The organism is Bifidobacterium sp. MSK.17.10 (assembly GCF_019129655.1).
In the GTDB taxonomy this organism is placed as follows: domain Bacteria; phylum Actinomycetota; class Actinomycetes; order Actinomycetales; family Bifidobacteriaceae; genus Bifidobacterium; species Bifidobacterium adolescentis.
Genome location: NZ_JAHOJD010000001.1, coordinates 139,165 through 158,850 on the forward strand (window position 1 = coordinate 139,165; position 19,686 = coordinate 158,850).

General features: G+C 61.6%; 14 protein-coding genes and 1 tRNA gene. 9 read left to right on the plus strand and 6 right to left on the minus strand.

Going from position 1 to position 19,686, the window contains the following annotated elements; translation table 11 throughout:
* Window positions 1-158 precede the first annotated feature (158 nt).
* Window positions 159-1,964: a S9 family peptidase gene (locus tag KSX58_RS00560; protein ID WP_249746828.1), complete on the plus strand. Its 1,806-nt coding sequence runs from the start codon at window positions 159-161 to the stop codon at window positions 1,962-1,964.
* Here KSX58_RS00560 and KSX58_RS00565 read toward each other — a convergent pair.
* Entirely contained in the window at window positions 1,923-2,537 is a 615-nt protein-coding gene (locus tag KSX58_RS00565) for a hypothetical protein (RefSeq protein WP_003808200.1), read from the minus strand. The genes KSX58_RS00560 and KSX58_RS00565 overlap by 42 nt on opposite strands.
* Complete coding sequence (locus KSX58_RS00570) at window positions 2,534-4,444, minus strand: PspC domain-containing protein (protein WP_237976398.1); 1,911 nt, start codon at window positions 4,442-4,444, stop codon at window positions 2,534-2,536. The genes KSX58_RS00565 and KSX58_RS00570 overlap by 4 nt, the downstream gene beginning before the upstream one ends.
* A 113-nt stretch (window positions 4,445-4,557) precedes the next feature.
* Between KSX58_RS00570 and KSX58_RS00575 the strand changes: the two genes are divergently transcribed.
* A complete protein-coding gene (locus tag KSX58_RS00575; protein WP_217735846.1) occupies window positions 4,558-6,057 on the plus strand; it encodes an ATP-binding protein in 1,500 nt (499 codons plus the stop codon).
* A 53-nt stretch (window positions 6,058-6,110) separates the two neighbouring features.
* The gene (locus KSX58_RS00580) at window positions 6,111-6,791 is read left to right on the plus strand and encodes a response regulator transcription factor (RefSeq protein WP_217735845.1); all 681 of its coding nucleotides are present in this window, start codon (window positions 6,111-6,113) and stop codon (window positions 6,789-6,791) included.
* A gap of 85 nt (window positions 6,792-6,876) precedes the next feature.
* On the opposite strand, the gene KSX58_RS00585 is transcribed toward KSX58_RS00580, so the two are convergent.
* A tRNA-Ser gene (locus KSX58_RS00585) sits at window positions 6,877-6,961 on the minus strand.
* Window positions 6,962-7,190: 229 nt separating this feature from the next.
* Window positions 7,191-8,477 carry a serine--tRNA ligase gene (serS, locus tag KSX58_RS00590; RefSeq protein ID WP_011742849.1) on the minus strand — a complete coding sequence of 429 codons (1,287 nt, stop codon included), beginning with the start codon at window positions 8,475-8,477 and terminating at the stop codon, window positions 7,191-7,193.
* 127 nt (window positions 8,478-8,604) lie between these two features.
* Here serS and KSX58_RS00595 point away from each other — a divergent pair, with 127 nt between their 5' ends.
* The gene (locus KSX58_RS00595; RefSeq protein WP_011742848.1) at window positions 8,605-9,798 is read left to right on the plus strand and encodes a diacylglycerol kinase family protein; all 1,194 of its coding nucleotides are present in this window, start codon (window positions 8,605-8,607) and stop codon (window positions 9,796-9,798) included.
* A 54-nt stretch (window positions 9,799-9,852) separates the two neighbouring features.
* Here the strand turns inward: KSX58_RS00595 and KSX58_RS00600 are convergent, their stop codons facing one another.
* On the minus strand, window positions 9,853-10,701 hold the full coding sequence (locus KSX58_RS00600) for a PRD domain-containing protein (RefSeq protein WP_217735844.1): 849 nt from the start codon (window positions 10,699-10,701) through the stop codon (window positions 9,853-9,855).
* Window positions 10,702-10,732: 31 nt separating this feature from the next.
* Window positions 10,733-12,826, minus strand: coding sequence for a glucose PTS transporter subunit IIA (locus tag KSX58_RS00605; protein ID WP_038444106.1), 2,094 nt, complete (start codon window positions 12,824-12,826; stop codon window positions 10,733-10,735).
* 320 nt (window positions 12,827-13,146) lie between these two features.
* Here KSX58_RS00605 and pgm point away from each other — a divergent pair, with 320 nt between their 5' ends.
* The 5 genes from pgm (at window position 13,147) to rpiA (ending at window position 19,642) form a co-directional block, all read left to right on the plus strand.
* On the plus strand, window positions 13,147-14,823 hold the full coding sequence (gene pgm, locus KSX58_RS00610) for a phosphoglucomutase (alpha-D-glucose-1,6-bisphosphate-dependent) (RefSeq protein ID WP_033499400.1): 1,677 nt from the start codon (window positions 13,147-13,149) through the stop codon (window positions 14,821-14,823).
* Window positions 14,824-15,039: 216 nt separating this feature from the next.
* On the plus strand, window positions 15,040-15,855 hold the full coding sequence (locus tag KSX58_RS10570) for a LytTR family DNA-binding domain-containing protein (RefSeq protein WP_003808178.1): 816 nt from the start codon (window positions 15,040-15,042) through the stop codon (window positions 15,853-15,855).
* Between the two features lies 1 nt (window position 15,856).
* Complete coding sequence (locus tag KSX58_RS00620; protein WP_217735843.1) at window positions 15,857-17,245, plus strand: sensor histidine kinase; 1,389 nt, start codon at window positions 15,857-15,859, stop codon at window positions 17,243-17,245.
* Window positions 17,246-17,366: 121 nt separating this feature from the next.
* Window positions 17,367-18,722 carry a ribonuclease H gene (locus KSX58_RS00625; protein WP_117762415.1) on the plus strand — a complete coding sequence of 452 codons (1,356 nt, stop codon included), beginning with the start codon at window positions 17,367-17,369 and terminating at the stop codon, window positions 18,720-18,722.
* Between the two features lie 221 nt (window positions 18,723-18,943).
* A complete protein-coding gene (gene rpiA / locus KSX58_RS00630) occupies window positions 18,944-19,642 on the plus strand; it encodes a ribose-5-phosphate isomerase RpiA (protein ID WP_011742841.1) in 699 nt (232 codons plus the stop codon).
* Window positions 19,643-19,686 lie beyond the last annotated feature (44 nt).

Genomic DNA, 19,686 nt, shown 5'->3' on the forward strand with positions numbered 1-19,686 from the left:
ATTATTGCGATTTTCCCCTGATTTCGTATTGTTTTACGGCACGGGAGCATTGACTCGCGGCGCAGGAATTGCGATCGTTCCGCGGATTCCCCATGATTCCGTGTTTTCCGCGCCACGCACGCCGAATACGACTAGAGTGGCGTACCGTGCGAAGCATTGTGAAACGAATTCTCGTCACCTGCGCGGCGACTACCGCGCTGGCGCTTCTTCTGACCATGGTCCTATGCGCGCTCGGCAATGCGATGGCGCCGAAATGGCAGGTCGAGCCGTTCACGGACCATATCACGCTCACCACGACCAATACCGCTATCCAAGCCGTTGACCCGGCCACAGGTGCCGTGCTCAAAACCCCGCAGGAGGGCGCGTACCGCACCAAGGAAACGCATATCACGGTCGCGTTGGACGGCGGCAAAACCGTGAATGCCATCGTTCGCGAGCCGCTCGACGCGCCGGCAGATCGTCCCGCATGCCTGTTCCTGCACGGTTCGGGCACCGGCAAATCGTCGGAGGCGTTCGGCGACGTGGCGAACGCGATGGCGTCGGCCGGCATCACCACTCTCGTGCCGGACAAGCGGCTCGACAACTACACCATGCTGCACCGCGACTACGTGTCCAGCGCGCACGACTATGCGAAATCGATGGAAATCCTGAGAAAATGGCCGGGCGTGAGCAGATCGGAAACCGGCATCTACGCCGAATCGGAAGGCACATGGATCGCCACCGTGCTGACGCAACAGCATCCGGATCTTGCCTTCGCCATCCTCACCTCTCCCCCGGTCGTTTCGGGCCGTCAGCAGATGACGCTCGCAGCCACCAATTATCTGACCGCCGCGGGCGCACCCGATGCCGTCAAGCAGCTTATTCCGCGCATCACCAGCCTTGGCACACAACGCATGGGACTCGCCTATGCGGATTTCGACGCGGCCAAATACCGCAGATCGCTCACCATGCCGCTACTCATCAACTATGGCGTCAAGGACACAGCCATGCCGGTCGAACAGGGCGCGCGGCTGCTGATCAAAGCCGCAAACCAGGCTGGCAATACGAATGTGACGCTGCGGTATTATGACGCGAACCATCAGCTTCGAACCGGTTCGAATCAGACGGTTCCGGGACTGCCGTTGGAACCGCATTACACGCACGATCTGGAGGATTGGATCAACGTGGTGACGAGCGGCACGGGTGCGAACGGCTGGGCAACGCCGATGATCGCCGGAACGCAGCCGAATCAGACGGTCGCGGCACCGCTGAAGACCCCGCCCGCGCTGGTGAAGTCGATGGGTGTGATTGTCGGCGCAATCGCGGTTTGCCTGCTCTGCGCGCTGCTGGCGATGTGCGGCGCGCCAATTCTGCTCATCGCCGGCTGGGTGCGCGAGCGCCGTGCGTCACGGCGGGTATCGCACGATTCGGCTTCGACGGAACCGGCAGAGCCAACGGATTCGACTTCAATGTTTTCAACGGATGCGACCACACCGACAGGCCCGTCCACACAACCGAATGCGGCACGTCCAATCGCAATAACCGACCATCGATTCCCGGTCGGCATGCGCGTCGCACTGGCGCTCAACACCCTCCTTGCCGTCGGCACGACCGGCGTGTTCCTGGCGTATCTGGTCACCGTCATCATTGATGCGATCTCGTTGACCGACAATTCGGTGGTGCTTGCCAAGAACTGGCATGCCATCGTCATGCTCACATGGATGAGCCTTGTCGCGTTCGCCTGGCTGTTGGCGGAAATCATCGTGGACGCGTGCCGTCGTCATGCCAGGAATCGCGCGATTGCAAGCATAGATGACGATGCGGATATGAATAATGGCCACGATGCCGCAGCCGGAAGCCGACGCGATATAGGAAAAGATGGAAAAGCATGCATCGGATCCGGCCATGTCATCGTGGCCACGTGTGTGGTGGTGTCGGCGGCGCTATCGTTGGCGCTGCTGGCTTTCTGGGGACTGTTCTGCTGACTGGCGTTCCCGTCGGCGCAGACGCACCGCGGCGACGACGGCCCAGACCACGGAAATGATGAGCAGCAGCGCGCCGAGACCGCCGACCACGTAGAAGAACAGCGTCGAGGGATTCGGCATCCACCGCCATGCGCCGATGGGCAGCAGGCACAGCATGGACATCAGGCCGATCAGGCAGAAGAACACGCCCAGCACGATGGTTCCGGTGCTTGGTCCGGACGGGCGGATTACCAGCTCGCCGTCCGTTTTGCCGATGCGCACTTGCTTGGAGGGGTCGACCGGCTCGGCTGATTTGGCTGGATCAGCCGATTTGACGGAACCGGTCGGACGTGCCGAACGGCCCGCAAAGCTTCCGCGCATGTCTTGTCCGGAGGTTTCCAGCGATTCGGCCTCGTCCTGCGATTCGAACTTTCTCTGCGCTTCCGGACCGCCGTCGAACGGCTTCTGGAACGATTCGGTCTTCGCCTCGCCCGGATCGTCGACGGCCGGCAGGGTTTCCGTGGGCTCGTCCGAGACCTCCGCGATTCCCATGACGTCGGTCAACGGCACTTCACGGGTTTTCTCGTCACTCATTTCGTTTCCTTTCCGCTGGCGCTTTTCCCGACGTTCTTTCCATCGACGCTGCCATGCGATTGGCCGCCCGTCGTTCCCACTGGCAGCTTGCTGTCGGACGTGTACTGCATGGTGACACTGCCGCCGACCGTTCCATCGACGTTGACATACAGATCCGGTTCCTCCGGAGCCTTGTCCGAATCGATCGACGGCCAATACCACTTGTTCTCGTAGATCGTTTTGAATGCCTTGTCGAGATCCGTGCCGGCGTATACCGAATCCTGCGAATCGTTCTCCGTATCCGAACCGGCATCGCCCGCATCATCATCGCCGGAATCGTCGAAATCGGTGGTGCCGTTGAGCGCCGGAACGCCCTTGTTCACGCCATGATGGCCGAGTCCCGAATCATCGTTCTCGTCGAGGGACAGGCCCATGAAGCCCGTGCCGTTGAAGAACGTAATCCCGTCCGGCCCTCCTATGTAATCCGTGACGTTGGTGTAGCCGTCGTCCGGATCACTGACCGACCACTGGCATCCGTCCGGCAGCGTGACCACCACCTGGGCGTTCACCACCACCAGATTCAGCTTCCCTGTCGGACATGAGCTTTCGCCGTACGTGCCGTCGTTGAGCTTGACCTTGTGCTTGCCATGCGCTACCGGATATCCGCTCAAATCGATGTCGAGCACATCGTTGGCGTAGTTCTTGCCGACCACCACCAGTCCCTGTTCGTATCGTTTCATCTGGGCGTCGCTGGTGTCGCTCCATGTCACGATGCCGGAGACCGTCGTGCGGTGGTAGTCATTCGACATCATCCAATCGCGGCTTTCCCATGCCACCGCACTCGTGCAGAACGTCATCACCACAGCCATGAACGCCGCGCACCATGCCAGCGGATGCAGGCCGCCGGTGCGACGGCCCATGCAACCAAGCACGACGATCACCACGCCGATTCCCAGGCAGATGCCGCCGCAGCACAGTGTGGCGAGACGCAGCACGCGCAAGGCGTAATCCCAATCAACCGGCATCGTAATGGCGTACCAGCCAGATCCGGCGATCGCCAGCAATGCCAAGCCAAGCGTCACCAGTACCAGCAGCGGTCCGGCTGGCTTGCGGCGGGCGCGTTTCGACTGCGGCGCCGTCACCGTCGGCGGAGCGGTGAAGGTCGGCGGCACATTGGCCGTGGCAAACGCTGCAGGCGGGTTCACCGGCTGCTGAAACGTCTGGTATGGCGATTGGACGGGACGCGCGTACTGCTGGTAGCCGGAAGGCGCGGGACACGTCGGCTGCGGCATCGGCTGGCCTGGCGTGCCGGACATGTTTGCAGTGGTGGCCGTGTTCGTGGACATCGGCTGCGGCATATATTGCGATTGCGCAGGCCGCACCGGCTGTCCCGGCTGAACGGGCTGAGCAGGCTGCCCAGGCCACGATCCGCCCTGCGGCGGCTGCCAGCTCGCCGCATACGACTGGCGGTTCACCAGCAGCCAGAACACCAGCACGGCCACGCCGAACGCCAGCCATCCGGCGCCGGGCAGGCACAGCGCCACCGCGGCGCATACCAGCGCGCCCGCGCAGTTCCAATCCCAATGGCCGTTGACCAGCTCCTCGCACAGGATCCGGCCATCCATCTCGTCCGGTAGCAGGAACCAGGCCAATGCGTAGAACGCCGCTCCGGCGCCGAACAGTAGCGAGGTGAGAATCACCAGCGCGCGGACCAGAGTGGCGTTCCATCCCAAGCGGCGCGCCACGCCGTCGCACACGCCTGCGATCCACCGGTTGCGGCCGCGCGTGATCCGGCTGGAGCGGATCCATGCGAAGAATCGATTGCCTCGATTCGGCTGCGGCTGATACATCGGCGGCCGTGGCTGCGATTGCGGTTCGGCAGAACCAGCGGCACTGCCGCCTTGCGGATTGTTGTTTGCGTTGCTCATATCTCCATTACAGCAATCCGCAGCCGTCATACGTATCGGGGAACACCCTGAATCTGCCCTGAACACCAGCTGAAAGCCCTGAATCGGCATCCCCGACAGGGCACAATGGAAGCATGAAGTCCTTAGCCAAACCGCGATACACGCAGGAACAGTACGACCAGGCCAGCGCGGTCTACATGCGCTGGTGCTACGTGCAGGCCCTGCGCGAAGGCCGTCCCGTGCCGTCCAAGCCGGCGCGACTGCCATTGCTGCGCCCGACGTACGGCCGCGAGGTCGCTGGCGTGGCCAAGGCCATCAGCATACATCTGGGCGTGTCCGTTCATCTCATCCGTTTCATTTTCGTGATCACCACGTTTTTCTTCGGTGCGGGCGCGATCGCCTATATTTTTCTGTGGATCACCGTACCCGTCGGAGACCCGGTCCAGCAGGCGTACGTCATCGCCGGCAGCCAGCCCGTCGAGAACGCACCGCTGTCCCACGGCAACGTGAGGAACGTAAGAAACCTAAGGAACGTCGGAAACGGCGGCGCGCAATCGCAAGACAGCGACGGCAACGCGGACGGCATGCAATCCGGCAGCGGAGCACAATCGTCCGAAAGCCTGGAACAGATGTTCGCCAACGCGCCGAGACCCGCGCTGCTGGCCATGGCGGGACTGCTTATGCTGGGCCTATGCGTGGCGATGGCGACGAAAGGCATTGAAGGCACGCTGATTGTGCCGTTGCTGCTCGGCGTGGTCGGCGTCGGCGTCTCCTGGCTGCGGTTCAACGCGAAGGACGGCCAATTATGGACGATGCTCGGCGGCATCGCGGTCATTTTCGTCGCGTACGCGATCTACATCGCCACCCACGTGCGCATTATGCAGTCCGCACGGCACGCCACGTTCACCATGCTCGTCGCCGGTTTGGCGCTGCTTGTCGGCGTGTTGCTGGCGATTGTGCCGTGGATTATGACGCTGGTGCGTGATTTGGGCACGGAACGCGCGCTGAAGGAACGCGAGGAGGAGCGCGCCGATATGACCGCCCACCTGCACGACGGCGTGCTGCAGACGCTGGCGCTGATCCAGTTGCACGCCGATGACCAGCAGACCGTGTTTTCACTGGCAAGGCAGCAGGAACGCGAGTTGCGCGAATGGCTATATCAGGAGCGCACCACGTCGGACCGTTCCGTCAACGCCGGTTTGAAGCAGATCGCAGCGCATGTGGAGGACACGCATGGCAAGCCGATCGAGGTAGTGACGGTGGGCGACGCGCGGCCGAGCGCGCAGACCGACGCGTTGTTGGATGCCACGCAGCAGGCGCTCGTCAACGCCGTGACGCATGGCGGCGAACCGGTGTCCGTCTACTGCGAGGCCGGCGACAAGCTGGTGGAGGTGTTCGTACGCGACCATGGCGACGGCTTCGACGTCGAAGCCATTCCAGCGAATCGCCTGGGCATCCGCGAGTCCATCATCGGACGTATCAAGCGCCGCGGCGGTACAGTGGAGATTGTGTCGAGGCCCGGCTGGGGCACGGAGGTGCGCATGCACATGCCGATTTCAGGAGCGGCGGAGGATGCGGACAGCGCTACGACCACCACAGCGGACGGCGATACGGGCGTGCAATCGGCGCAATGAACACGGCACATGCAGCAGGTGCGGCAATGAATCAATCGAACCAAGGAGCAGGAATGAGCGAGCGGGAACAGCGCATCAGAATCGCCGTCGTGGACGACCATGAGATGTTCCGCGCGGGCGTGATCGCCACGTTGCAGCCGTATTTCGACGTGGTCGGACAGGCGGCCGACGTGGAGGGGTCAGTGGCGATGATCGCGCAGACCAAACCGGACGTGGTGCTGCTGGATGTGCATGTGCCGGGCGGCGAGGGCGGCGGCGGCACCGAAATCCTCACGAAATCACGGCCTTACTCCCCCAATACCGTGTTTCTTGCGCTGTCTGTTTCCGATTCGCCGCAGGATGTCGGTTCCGTGATCCGCGCCGGTGCGCAGGGATATGTGACGAAGACTATTTCCGGCGACGACCTGGTGTCCTCCATCAAGCAGGTGCATGAGGGCTACGCCGTGTTCTCGCCGAAATTGGCGGGATTCGTGCTGTCCGCCTTCCAGAACGGCCCGAGCGCGAACGGCGCGTTCGGCGGCCCGATCCACGATGACGAGCTGGACCGGCTGTCCAATCGCGAGCAGGAGGTCATGCGGCTGATCGCGCGCGGCTACACGTACAAGGAGGTGGCTTCGGAACTGTTCATCTCCATCAAGACCGTGGAGACCCATATGAGCTCGGTGCTGCGCAAACTGCAGCTGTCGAACCGTTCCGAGCTCACCCGTTGGGCCGCGGATCGACGGATTGTGTGACGTTGCCGCCACGACAACGACAATCGCCATAAACGGCATGGAAAAGGGCTTACCGAAAAATCCTTCGGTAAGCCCTTGATTGATGCGGGCAGAGCGAGATTCGAACTCGCGGAGGCTTGCACCTCAACGGTTTTCAAGACCGTCTCTTTAGACCGCTCAGACATCTACCCTTTGCGCCTAACATCGCTGCTACGCACGAAACGCCAATATACCACAGTGCGCGGAAGTGCGACACCTGGCACAGCCTCCATCCCCGTCGCTTCCAACAGAAAACCGCACACGCATCTGCCCAGAACGACACAAACGGCACTGGGACCGTCCAACATACGAAAAGCGGCGCCGGCACAAATGCCAACGCCGCTTTCACGGATTCATATCAGACGCGAACGTCTTGGAAAATCAGGCTTCCCACTTGGTCGGCTCGATGACTTCCTTGCCGCCCATGTACGGACGCATGGCCTTCGGAATTTCGATGGAGCCGTCCTTCTGCTGGTGGTTCTCGAGAATGGCGACCAGCCAACGGGTGGTGGCCAGCGTGCCGTTCAGCGTGGAGACGGCGCGGGTGTTGCCATCCTCCATACGTTCGCGGATGTTCAGACGACGGGCCTGATACTCGGTGCAGTTGGAGGTGGAGGTCAGCTCACGGTAACGGCCCTGGGTCGGCACCCAAGCCTCGCAGTCGAACTTACGTGCCGCGGAGGAGCCCAGATCGCCGGCGGCGGTATCGATGATGCGGTACGGCACCTCGACCTTGCCGAGCATTTCCTGCTCCATGGCCAACAGGTGCTCATGCTCCTTGTAGGAGTCCTCCTGCTTGGCGTAGACGAACATCTCCACCTTGTCGAACTGGTGCACGCGGATGATGCCGGAGGTGTCCTTGCCTGCTGCGCCGGCTTCACGGCGGTAGCAGGAGCTCCAGCCGCAGTAGCGCAGCGGGCCGTTCTCAAGGTTCAGGATCTCGTTCTCGTGCATGCCGGCGAGCGCCACTTCGGAGGTGCCGACCAAATACTGGTCGTCCGGCTCGCGCAGGCGGTAGATTTCGTCGGCGTGGGAGTTGAGGAAGCCGGTGCCGCGCATTACTTCCGGACGCACCAGCGTCGGGGTGATGGCCAGGGTGAAGCCGTGTTCCTCGGCCTGGTCGACGGCCATGGTGAGCATGGCGATCTGCATGCGGGCCACCTGGCCGCGCAGGAAGTAGAAGCGGGAGCCGCCGACCTTCACGCCGCGCTCCATATCGATACCGGCCACGCCGCGGCCGAGCGTCAGGTGGTCCTTCGGCTCGAAGCCTTCGGCTGCGAAATCACGGATCTGGCCGACCTTCTTGACCACGACGTAGTCGTCCTCGCCACCTTCCGGAGCTTCCGGCTCGACGATGTTGGACAGCTTCCACATGGCGGTGGTGTATTCCTCGGCTGCGGCGTCGGCTGCGGCCTTGTATTCGGAGACCTTCTGGGAGAGTTCCTTGGTTGCGGCGATCAGCTTGGCCTTTTCGTCGGCGGGGGCGGCGGCGACCTTCTTGCCGATCTCCTTCTGCTGCGCGCGGGCAGCTTCGAATTCCTTCAGAGAGGAACGGCGAACCTCGTCGGAGCGCAGCACCTCGTCGACCAGTTCGACCGATTCGCCACGCTTACGCTGGGATTCCTTGACAACGTCAGCATGTTCACGAATGAATTGAATATCAAGCATGCTTCCCAGCCTAGTGCCGAAAGCAGACACTGACGCCATCGTTCTCATTTTTGGATATAACGTGAGGGAACGCCGAATTTTTCATGTCGAATTCGTCTTTTTGCGCAATCGCATAGACAATAGAGGCATGCCTATGCCAGTTATCGTCCTGCTCGTCATCATCGCCGTGGTCGCCGTATGCGCGGCCGCCTTCTTCGGATACCGCGCGTACAAGCACCGTACGCTCGCGGAGAAGCTTGACAAGCGTGACGATGACCAAGTGCATTACGCGTTCATAGTCAATCCTTCAAAGCCCCAGGCGGAACAGCGCAAGCAGCATATCAAGGAGTTCTGCGAGGCGAAGCATCTCACCCAGATCGAATTCATCGAAACGCAGCTCGACAAGGACGGTCGCGCCTGCGCGTTCGAAGCGTTGGACCATGGTGCCGATGTGGTGGTGGCTGTCGGCGGCGATGGCACGGTGCGTACCGTCGCGAGCGCGCTGTCGGGTACCGGGCATGCGCTGGGCATCGTGCCGATCGGCACCGGCAATCTGTTCGCCCGCAATATGGGCATTCCCGTGGACGATATCGATGCGGCGCTCACCGTGGCCACGTCGCACGGCTCCCGTCTGGTGGATGTGGGCCGTCTGACCCTTCTGGATGATGAGACCACCGACCACGGGCATGCGTTCCTCATCATCGCCGGCATCGGTTTCGACGCACTGATGATCGACGACACCGATCCGGAATTGAAGAAGAACATCAGCTGGCTGGCTTATTTCGTGTCGGGCGTGAAGAATCTGTTCGCCCCGAAGTACAAGGGCAATGTGACCATCACCAGCGCCGACGGCAGCACGCATTCCACGCGTGGTCTCACGTTCCGCACGTTCATGGCGGGCAATTGCGGCCAGATCCCCATGTTTTCGCTGATGCCCGAAGCTTCCTATGACGATGGCATCCTCGACTACGAGATCATCGACACGTCCGGCGGCCTGATCGGTTGGGCGAATCTGTTCGGCGACGTGCTGCACCAGACCATCACCGGCAAAGCTCAGCAGAGTCCGCTGTCCACGAACTCCACCGTCGACCAGGTGCAGGGCGTCAGCGCGGAAATCACTTTGGAGAGGCCTGTTTTGGCGCAGGTGGATGGCGATATGCTGCCTGAAACGAAGCACATCCGTTTCAGCGTGGAACGTCAGGCCCTATGCGTGCGCGTGCCGGAGGCCGCTTCCGAAGATACCGGCATACTGGCGTTGAACGCGAATATGTCGGCTACGCCAACGAAACCGCAGCCGACCGAACAGGCAAGCGGGCAGCCGGCCGAACAGTCGAACGATTAGGAACCGTCAGGAATGCGCGGAACGGGCTGCTGAATATCGGAAGATACCGGAAACTCAGTCGTCCTGCCGATTCACTCCGTTGGTCGCGCGCGCCACATGCAGGGCAAGATAGGCGATTTCGGCTTCCGTAAGGTCGGAACCAAGACGCATCTTCACCACCACGGCAAGCTGCCTTGCGCACTGGCAAGCCTTCGGATATGAGGTTTTGATTGATTCGATGATTGGTTGCGGCTCATCGTCGAGCTGCTCATGCTGGTGGATGCGTACGAACAGGTAACGCAAATGCGTGATGAATCGCGCCACATTGACGCTGTCCTGCGCAAGCGTGATGCCGTACGCGCCTTCGATGACGGCGATCATCTGCTGGATGATGCCGGTCATGGTGTAGGTGGCGGACAGGTCGCCGCCGGAGAATCCGGCATTCACCAAATGCAAGGCGAGCGCCACCGCCTCACTGCGGGGCAACGCGCCACCCAAATACGTGTTCATCGCGTCGACCATCGCCACGCCTTTGGCGTATTCGTCGGCGTATAGGGAACGTACTTCCGCTTCGAGCGGATATTCGATGTTCTGTTTTCTTTGCGCGCGTTGTATCGCGCCGCAGATGTGGTCGGCGAGCGCCATGACCAGGGTTGGCTGCTTGTCTGCCTGTTCTTTCAGTCCCGTACGGTTCATGGCGTCCGTGACGAGTCTGATGATTTCGGGCGGGATCCCGGCCACTTGTTGCGCCATGTGGTCGGGATCCTTGCCATCGACGGGGATGAACCGACGGACGATCTTCGCGTCATCCACATGTTGTCCCGGCTTGGCTTGGAAGCCTATTCCACGGCCTGTGAGAATCACCTCACGATCACCGTCTCTAGCCAATACGACATTGTTGTTGAATACGCGAAGAACGTCCACGTCGACCCCTTTTTCGCCTCTGTGTGACAGGTTAGCGCTGGATGTCGATCACCTCGTCCCCTGCCTTGACGTCGATGCCGGTCTTCGGCGTGACGGAGGTGAGGGCGGCGGTGTTGAGCACCGTCATCAGCGTGGTGGTGCTGTATCCAGCGTCCTTCACTTTAGCAAAGTCGACGGAAACCAGCGGATCGCCGGCATTCACGCGCTCATCGGCCTTGACCTTGACGGCAAAGCCCTCGCCGTTCATCTTCACGGTGTCGATGCCGACGTGCACGAGCACTTCCACACCGTCATCGGTTTTGATGCCGAAGGCGTGGCCGGTTTCGGCGACGGTCTGCAGCACGCCGGAGACCGGGGCCACGACCTCGCTGTCGGTCGGCTGGATGCCGACGCCTTCGCCGAGCGCGCGGGAGGCGAACACCGGATCGCCGGTTTCGTCCAGGGCGATCACGTGGCCGGCGACCGGAGCGTTCACCACGGTGGTCGCGGCGGCGGCAGCGGCCGGAGCTTCGGTCTTGGTGGCGGTAGCAGTCGCGGTGGCGGTGGTGGCAGCCGGAGCGGCTTCCTTGGCTTCGACCGCCGGAGCGGCGGCCTTCTGATCGGCGGCGGCGCGGGCCAGCACTTCAGCCTTCTGTTCCGGGGTGCGGTAGTCGAAGGTGATGATCAGGAAGAAGGAGGTCAGGAAGGAGACCGCGATGGACACCGCGTACACCCACATCTGGTCGAAGACCGGAATGGTCAGCAGCGAGGTGAAGGCGAAGGCGGTGGTGGTCACACCATGCACGGTCTGGCCGGCGGCGGTGACGGACGGGAAGAGCCAGCCGAGGACGGCAATGACGACGCCACCAAGGCCGCAGCCCACGAGCATGCGCTTGTAGACCAGCTTGTAACGCAGGTGGATGCCGTACAGGGACGGTTCGGAAACACCACCAAGCAGGCCGGCTGCGAGCGCGCCGAGAGCGGTCTGGCGCATGTCCTTGTCCTTGTCACGCACGGCGATGAAGAGCACGCCGGCGGTGGCGCCGAAGCAAGCGAAGTTCCACACGCCCATCGGGCCCTGGATGAAGTCGTAGCCGAGCGTCTGGATGTTCATGAGCATCAGGGCGTTGAGCGGCCAGTGCAGGCCGAGCGGCACGAGGAACGGGTACAGCAGCGGGATGATGATGGCGAAGATGAACGGTGCATGGGTGTTCATCCAAGCCAGGCCGACGCCGAGGCCGTTGCCGACCCACACGCCGATCGGGCCGATGATGAAGGCGGTCAGCGCGCCGACGATGATCATGCAGAAGAACGGCACGAACACCAGCTGGACGCTTTCGGGAATGATCTTCTTCAATCCGTGGTAGACGAGGGCGAGCACGGCGGCCATGAGCAGCGGCACGAACACGTTGCCGCTGTAGTCGCTCAACGCCATCGGAATGCCGAAGATGTTGGCGGTGCAGGACTTGGTGCCCAGAGCCGCGTTCTCCACGCACGTGGTGGTCTTGGCGTCCATCAGGCTGGTGAACTGCGGGGTCATGAGGATGGCCATGATGGCGCCGCCCAGCCACGGATCGACCTTGAGCTTCTTGGCGGCGTTGTAGGCGACCATGATCGGCAGGAAGTAGAACACGCCCTTCCAGATGGCCTTGACGAACACCCAGCCGGCGGAGGCCTCGTCATTCGGAATGACGTTCAGTGAGATGAGCAGGTTGACCAGGGCGATGATGATGGAGGCGCCGAGCAGCACGCCCAGGATCGGGCGGAAGGAGTCGGCGAGATACTCGAAGAAGGAGTCCAGCCATGCCACCTTGCCGCGTGCCTTGGAACGGGCCTCGGCCTTGACGTCGGCGTTGCTCTTCTGGCCTTCGCCGGATGCGGAGGCGGCACCGGCGTTCGCCATTTCGGGCAGATGCATGATGTTTTCGTATACGGTGGCCACGCCGCCGCCGATGACGACCTGGAAACGGTCACCGCTTTGCGGGACCGCGCCAAGCACGCCCTTCATATGTTCGAGGGCGTTCTGGTCCACCTTGGACGCGTCCGCCAGCTCGAAGCGCAGTCGGGTGGCGCAATGCGTCAGACTGCGAACGTTTTCAGGTCCGCCGATCGCAGTGATGATCTGCGATGCGAGAGAGTCAGCCATCCTGATTCCTTTCTATTTCCTTCCGATGGGATTCGATGACGCAGCGCGGCTTTTTTGCAACAAAAAAGACCCGGAACATGGCAAACCAATGCCACATTCCAGGTCTTGCGTCTAAAAATGTTGACTTGCAACCCTGCATGAGTCGAATTCGTTAGAAACAATACACTATCGGCGTGCGATGCGCAAATCGTCGGGCATCGGGACACTGAAACCCCAATTCCATACTGGAGACACGCCGAGACGTCAAAAAGAAAACGTATTCATCGCACATTGTGGGATGGCTTTCCGCGTTCCGCGCAAACTCGTGGCACAATGAAGGTATGGTTGCAAAAAATGCGGGAATGCCCGCCACCCCAGCAGATCTGATCAATGTCGACGAGGTCATTGGAAAGTACTATGACGTCGTCCCCGACCCGAACGTTCCGGAGCAGCGCGTCTCCTTCGGCACTTCCGGACACCGTGGTTCGTCCCTGAAGACCTCATTCAACGAGGCCCACATCGTGGCCATCACGCAGGCCATCGCCGAATACCGCAAGAAGGCCGGCGTCACCGGCCCGCTGTACATCGGCCGCGACACCCACGCCCTGTCCGAGCCGGCTTGGAAGACCGCCATCGAAGTGCTCGTCGCCAACGGCGTGACCGTGCGCATCGACTCCCGTGACGACTTCACCCCGACCCCGGTCGTGTCCCAGGCCATCCTGACCCACAACCGCGCCGCCGACGGCACCCAGCGTTTCACCGGCGAAGGCCTGGCCGACGGCATCGTCGTGACCCCGTCCCACAACCCGCCGACCGATGGCGGCTTCAAGTACGATCCGGTCACCGGCGGCCCGGCTCCGGCCGACGTCACCAACGCCATCGCCGACCGCGCCAACGAGCTGCTCGGCGATTTCAGGAACGTCAAGCGCGTGCCGTTCGAGCAGGCCGTCAAGTCCGATCTGGTTGAGCGTTTCGACTTCCGTGAGCACTATGTGGCCGATCTGGAGAACGTCATCGACTTCGACGTGATCCGCTCCTCCGGCGTACGCCTGGGCATCGACCCGCTCGGCGGCGCTTCGGTCAACTACTGGCCGCTCATGAACGAGAAGTACAACCTGACCATCGACGTGGTGCGTCCGCAGGTCGACCCGACCTGGAGCTTCATGACCATCGACCATGATGGCAAGATCCGCATGGATCCGAGCTCCCCGTACGCGATGAAGGGTCTGGTCGATTCCCTCAACAACGGCGCTTGGGACAAGTACGATCTGGTCGGCGGCACCGATCCGGATGCCGACCGCCATGGCATCGTCTGCCCGAACTGGGGCGTCATGAACCCGAACCACTACATCGCAGTGTGCGTGGAATACCTGTTCGGCGGCAACCGTCCGGATTGGCCGGAGAACGCCGGCATCGGCAAGACCCTCGTGTCTTCCTCCCTGATCGACCGCGTGGCCGCCTCCATCAACGCCAAGCTCGTCGAGGTTCCGGTCGGCTTCAAGTGGTTCGTGGACCCGCTGTTCAAGGGCGAGGTCGCGTTCGGCGGCGAGGAAAGCTCCGGCATGTCCTTCCTGCGTAAGGACGGCCGCGTGTGGACCACCGACAAGGACGGCCTGATTCCGGACCTGCTGGCCGCTGAGATCACCGCGAAGACCGGCAAGAACCCGGCCCAGCTGCACCAGGAGCAGGTGGAGCGTTTCGGCGAAAGCTGGTACAAGCGCGTCGATACCCCGACCACCCTCGAGCAGAAGCAGAAGTTCGCCAAGCTCACCGGCGACGACGTCGAGGCCACCCAGCTGGCCGGCGAGGACATCACCGCCAAGCTCACCGAGGCTCCGGGCAACCACGCCAAGATCGGCGGTCTGAAGGTCACCACCAAGGACAACTGGTTCGCCGCCCGTCCGTCCGGCACCGAGAACATCTACAAGGTGTACGCCGAGAGCTTCGAATCCCCTGAGGCTCTGGACAAGGTGCTCGCCGAGGCCACCGAGGTCGTGGACAAGGCTCTGGCCGAGTGATACGGCGTTCCGCCAAGTAATCAAGGCGTAGCGCGAAAAAGACCCGTTCCGTATGGAGCGGGTCTTTTTCGTTGTCGATATCCGCCGTATGGCACGAAACGTGCTTTTCTGGCATGAAACGCAAGCTCCGCGGCACCCCGTATTTCCCTCTCCCGGTACGCTTGGAAGCAGAGCCGGAACGTCATCCGCGCAATCACGGCACAGCAAGGAGGGAACGTGCGCATCGCCATCGTCGAGGATCACCCTGCCGAACGCGAACTGATCGCCACCATGTGCGCGGAATACTTCAACGGCCGGAACGTCGGCGCAACCGCCGGCAGGAATGCCATGCAAACGGTCTGTGACGTTTTCCCCGACGCGAAATCGTTCATCGAAAGCTGGAAGAACAGCCGTTACGACCTGCTGCTGCTCGACTGTTATCTCAGCGACGAGAATCTGCCGCATGCCACCACCGGATTGGACATAGCGCGGCTGCTGCGCAATCAGAACGACGACTGCGCGATCGTCTTCATCACGTCCAGCACCGATTTCGCGGTGCTCGGCTACGAGGTGCAGGCGAGCGGTTATCTGCTCAAGCCCGTCAATCGCAAAACCTTCGAAGCCACCATGGAACGCGTCGAAGAGCAGCTGAAGGCAAAACCGCCGGTCACCCATCTGGCAAAGGCGCAGTCGCCCGGCACGGTGGATTCCAGCTGGCATGTGGCGTTCGGCAATCCGGCCGTGACCATGGACCGGCGGCTCATCGCATACGCCCTGTCCAACGCGCACTACGTGGAATTTACGTTCGCGGACGGCACCCAGACCAAAATCCGCACCAATTTCTCCGACGTGGACCAACGGCTCACCGTGTTCGACAACTTCTACCGCACCGCGCGAGGCGTGCTCGTCAACTTCGACTACGTGTCCGGCATCACCAACGCGCAGTTCGTCATGAAAGGCGGCAAACGCATTCCCATCACGAAAACGGCGGTGACCACCACCTGCCGCGCATACGCGGAATACACGTTCACCCGCATGCGTACGGAGGACTGACATGTTCGCACCACTCGGCGAAATCATCCGGAACGGCATCGCCCAAACCACCCCGTCAGGTCTGTTCTTCGCCATCGGAGAGCAGCTCAACGCGTTGTCCGGCCTGGCATTGTGCCTCATCATGGCATGGAGTCACATGGACAATCCACGCCGTAACGGCACACTGTTCATGTCCATCGGACTGGTCTGGTTCCTGCTATGCGGCGTGCTGTGCGGCACTCTGGGCATCCCATCACTGTGGACGGTCATTCCGACCGCGCCGCTTGTGCTGCTGGTCCTGCGATGGCTGACCGAACTGCCATGGCGGCAACTGTTGCTGATTGTGGCCACGGCTTCCTACATGGTGGCGATCGTCTACTATCTGTCGCTCGTCATCGATGTGGCCGTTCTTGGCGCGGATTCAGCCAATCTCCGCGTCGGCTGGCCGGGACTGGTCAATCTGCTGCTGCTTGACGTCGTCGCACTGGTCTCGCTATGGCATCCGCTGCATGATTCGATTCCAGCCACATTCGATTCCCCATCCATCAGCAAAGGCTTCTGGCAGCTTATCTGGCTGTTTCCGTTCGTTTCGTCCGCGATTGTGGTGTGGTGCATGCCGGCGGACAATTCCACGCTGTTGGACTCGCATATGCTGGAAATCGCGTTCACCGTGGCGGTGGTCTATTCCTGTTTCATGGTGTTGGCGTATTTCCTCATCTGGTACATGATTCAGCAGTCGGACCGTCTGCTCGCGGCCCGCAGGCGACAGCATTATGAGGCTTTGCAGACGTTGCAGCTGCAACACATGAACGAGCGGATCCGTGAGGCGCGTCAGATCAAGCACAACGTGCGTCACCACATCCACTCACTGCAGGCGTTGGCCGCGGCTGAAGACATGGATGGCATCCGCTCATATCTGGATGAGATGTCCAAACACCGGCTGCTGCAAACGGCACCAATGCAGTATTGCGAGCATGCGTCGCTGAACGCGGTGCTTGTCTACTATTGCGATTGGGTCCGGCATTTGGGTGCGGATGTGGACGTCAAAGCGGCGGTGCCGCAATACATCAACATCAACAACGCGGAATTATGCTCCATGGTCGGCAATCTGCTGGAGAACGCCACGGAGGCCATCACCCAGCAAACGCAGGGCGAGAGGCGGCTCAAAGTGCGCATCCGGTATCGTTCCGGCCCTCCGGCGGCCCTGTTCATCACGGTGGACAACACGTACGGCGAAGCCGATACCAGCATCGAACGGATCGACGGCGATCTCGTCTCGACCAAACATGGTGGCACGGGGCTGGGCACCGCCACCGTACGAGAGACGGCCGAACGGCACCATGGCACGGCCTCCTTCGAGCACAGTGACGGCATGTTCCGCGCCTCCGTCATGCTGTGTCTCGGCGACTAATCGCATATGCCGTTGCCATGCGGTATCGATAGGCGATACGGCATGGCGGGCGATACGGCATGGCGGGCGATGCGGTATGACGGGCAAGCGGCGAGTCGCGCGGCTTTCGTAGGGTAGAAGCATGACGATTACGGTTTCAACAGACGGTTCCGCGCTTGGCAATCCGAATGGTCCGATGGGTTGGGCTTGGGCCGACCACGAGCCCGCGGCAGGCGGCAGGCCGGGGCACGAGCATGCCGGCGATTGCGATGCCGGCGGCGCGACGAACGGCACCAACCAGATCGGCGAATTATGCGCCGTGCTGGAGGCGTTGCGAGCGCATCCCGGTTCCGAAGACCTGGTGATCGAGACCGACTCGCAGTATGCGATCAACTGCTCCACCAAGTGGGTGCAGGGTTGGAAGCGCAACGGCTGGAAGAATTCGCAGAAGAAACCGGTGAAGAACGCCGATTTGATCCGCGCCATCGACAATGAGATCGCGCATAGGGCGGGGTCGGTGCGATTCGTGTGGGTCAAGGGTCATGCCGGCAACGCGGGCAACGAGAAAGTGGACGAGCTGGCACGCACGTATGCGGGCGATTGCCGTTCGCATGTGCGCGAAGGCTATCTGCCGTTGGAAGGATGGCGGTCGCTGCTGGCTTCCGAGTATTCGCGTGGCACCGATGTTCCCGAGGATGCGAGGATGCTGATGGATGGTGCGATCAGCGCCGCCGAATACCACATGGGACGCGGACAAGGCGATTCCGCCACGACCGGCACCGGCGATTCCGGTGCCGATACCGCCAATTCCAGCAACAGCACGAAGCCGCGTTCGATCGCCAGCATGCTGGCGGAGCCGGAAGGCGTTTCCCACGACCTTGCGGATTTCGGACAGACAACCGATGACGACGCAGATGATGCGGTGGAAACGACCGTGCTCGAGACCGAACCGGCGGAAACCACCACAATGCTTGAGACCGAAGCGACGAAGGTCATACCCGAATCCAGCTTCCCGGACGCGGGCGGTCCAGCCGAACCGGACGAATCCGGAGAAACAGACGAATCCGGGAAAACGGACGAATCCGGTGAACCGCATCAATCCTATGCGCAGATGCTGGTCAAACCCGACTATTTTCCCCGTGAAGGCGACGAGAACGACAAGCCGGTGACTGGCAACGCGGACGGCACGGACACGGACAGCACGGCCGTACCGCAGAATGCGAACGAATCGCGCAGCGAATCGCAAGACGACGAAGAATCGGCACCGGAACAGACAGCTTCATCGCAATCGCAGGATCTGCCGAAACTGCCGCATCGTCCAAGCCCATCGGGCCTGTCGGTGTCGGGTACGGTGCGGTTCACTCCCCCACCGGAATCCAGCCCGACCTTCGACGGCAATCCACGTCTCATCCGTGGGTATATCGCCGTGGAAGGCTATGTGATGGGTGACGGCACGCTGGTATTGGACGAGGCGCCGTTCGCGGTCAAACATAGCTGAGCGAGACATGTGGGGAGCCGCTTTACGCAAGCCGCTCCCCACATGTCATTTCATGCGCGTCTTTTTTTGCACGCCACCTCACGCAGGACCGTGAAACATTCCGTGAAAACTTTTCCGCAGTCCAAAACAGACACCTGCTCCCGCAACCGACCATTCGCGCCTTGAAAATCAACGCATCCGATAGTATGGAGACGGTCTTAACCCCATATCGAAGGAGGATCATGGACAAGGCACAGCAGGACGCGCTGAAGAAGGCGGCCGGCATCGAGGCTGCAAAGCTGATTCAGAACGGCATGATCGCAGGTCTGGGCACCGGCTCGACCGTGCGTTTCCTGGTCGACGAGCTCGGTCGTCGCGTCAAGGAGGAAGGCCTCGAGTTCACGGGCGTCACCACCTCCCGCCGCACCCAGGAGCAGGCCGAAGGCTACGGCATCAAGATCGTCAACATCGATGACGTCGACCATATCGACGTGACCATCGACGGCGCCGACGAGGTGGACAAGAACTTCAACGGCATCAAGGGCGGCGGTGCGGCTCTCCTGTGGGAGAAGATCGTGGCCACCAACTCCAACAAGATCGTGTGGATCGTGGACGAGTCCAAGGTCGTGGACACCATCGGCAAGTTCCCGCTGCCGGTCGAGGTGATTCCGTTCGGCGCAGGCCAGGTCGTCAAGAAGTTCGAGGCCAAGGGCTACAAGCCGGTGCTGCGTCTCGACGCGAACGGCGAGCCGGTGCGCACCGATGAGAACAACTATGTGGTGGATCTGCACCTCGAGCGCATCGACCACCCGCAGGAGCTCGCGCAGGACCTCATCACCACGGTCGGCGTGGTCGAGCACGGCCTGTTCCTGAACATGGTGGACCAGGTCATCGTCGGCGATCCGAACGGCCCGCGCGTGATGGACAACCCCAACAAGTGAGATCCTGACAGGCAGGCGTGTCGGCTGGTGTGGAATATACCGGC

Coding starts and splice junctions, on each gene's coding strand:
- KSX58_RS00625 (WP_117762415.1), top strand. CDS start 17,367: ATGACGATTACGGTTTCAACAGACGGTTCCGCGCTTGGCAATCCGAAT.
- pgm (WP_033499400.1), top strand. CDS start 13,147: ATGGTTGCAAAAAATGCGGGAATGCCCGCCACCCCAGCAGATCTGATC.
- KSX58_RS00565 (WP_003808200.1), bottom strand. CDS start 2,537: ATGAGTGACGAGAAAACCCGTGAAGTGCCGTTGACCGACGTCATGGGA.
- serS (WP_011742849.1), bottom strand. CDS start 8,477: ATGCTTGATATTCAATTCATTCGTGAACATGCTGACGTTGTCAAGGAA.
- KSX58_RS00580 (WP_217735845.1), top strand. CDS start 6,111: ATGAGCGAGCGGGAACAGCGCATCAGAATCGCCGTCGTGGACGACCAT.
- rpiA (WP_011742841.1), top strand. CDS start 18,944: ATGGACAAGGCACAGCAGGACGCGCTGAAGAAGGCGGCCGGCATCGAG.
- KSX58_RS00595 (WP_011742848.1), top strand. CDS start 8,605: ATGCCTATGCCAGTTATCGTCCTGCTCGTCATCATCGCCGTGGTCGCC.
- KSX58_RS00605 (WP_038444106.1), bottom strand. CDS start 12,826: ATGGCTGACTCTCTCGCATCGCAGATCATCACTGCGATCGGCGGACCT.
- KSX58_RS00575 (WP_217735846.1), top strand. CDS start 4,558: ATGAAGTCCTTAGCCAAACCGCGATACACGCAGGAACAGTACGACCAG.
- KSX58_RS00620 (WP_217735843.1), top strand. CDS start 15,857: ATGTTCGCACCACTCGGCGAAATCATCCGGAACGGCATCGCCCAAACC.
- KSX58_RS00570 (WP_237976398.1), bottom strand. CDS start 4,444: ATGAGCAACGCAAACAACAATCCGCAAGGCGGCAGTGCCGCTGGTTCT.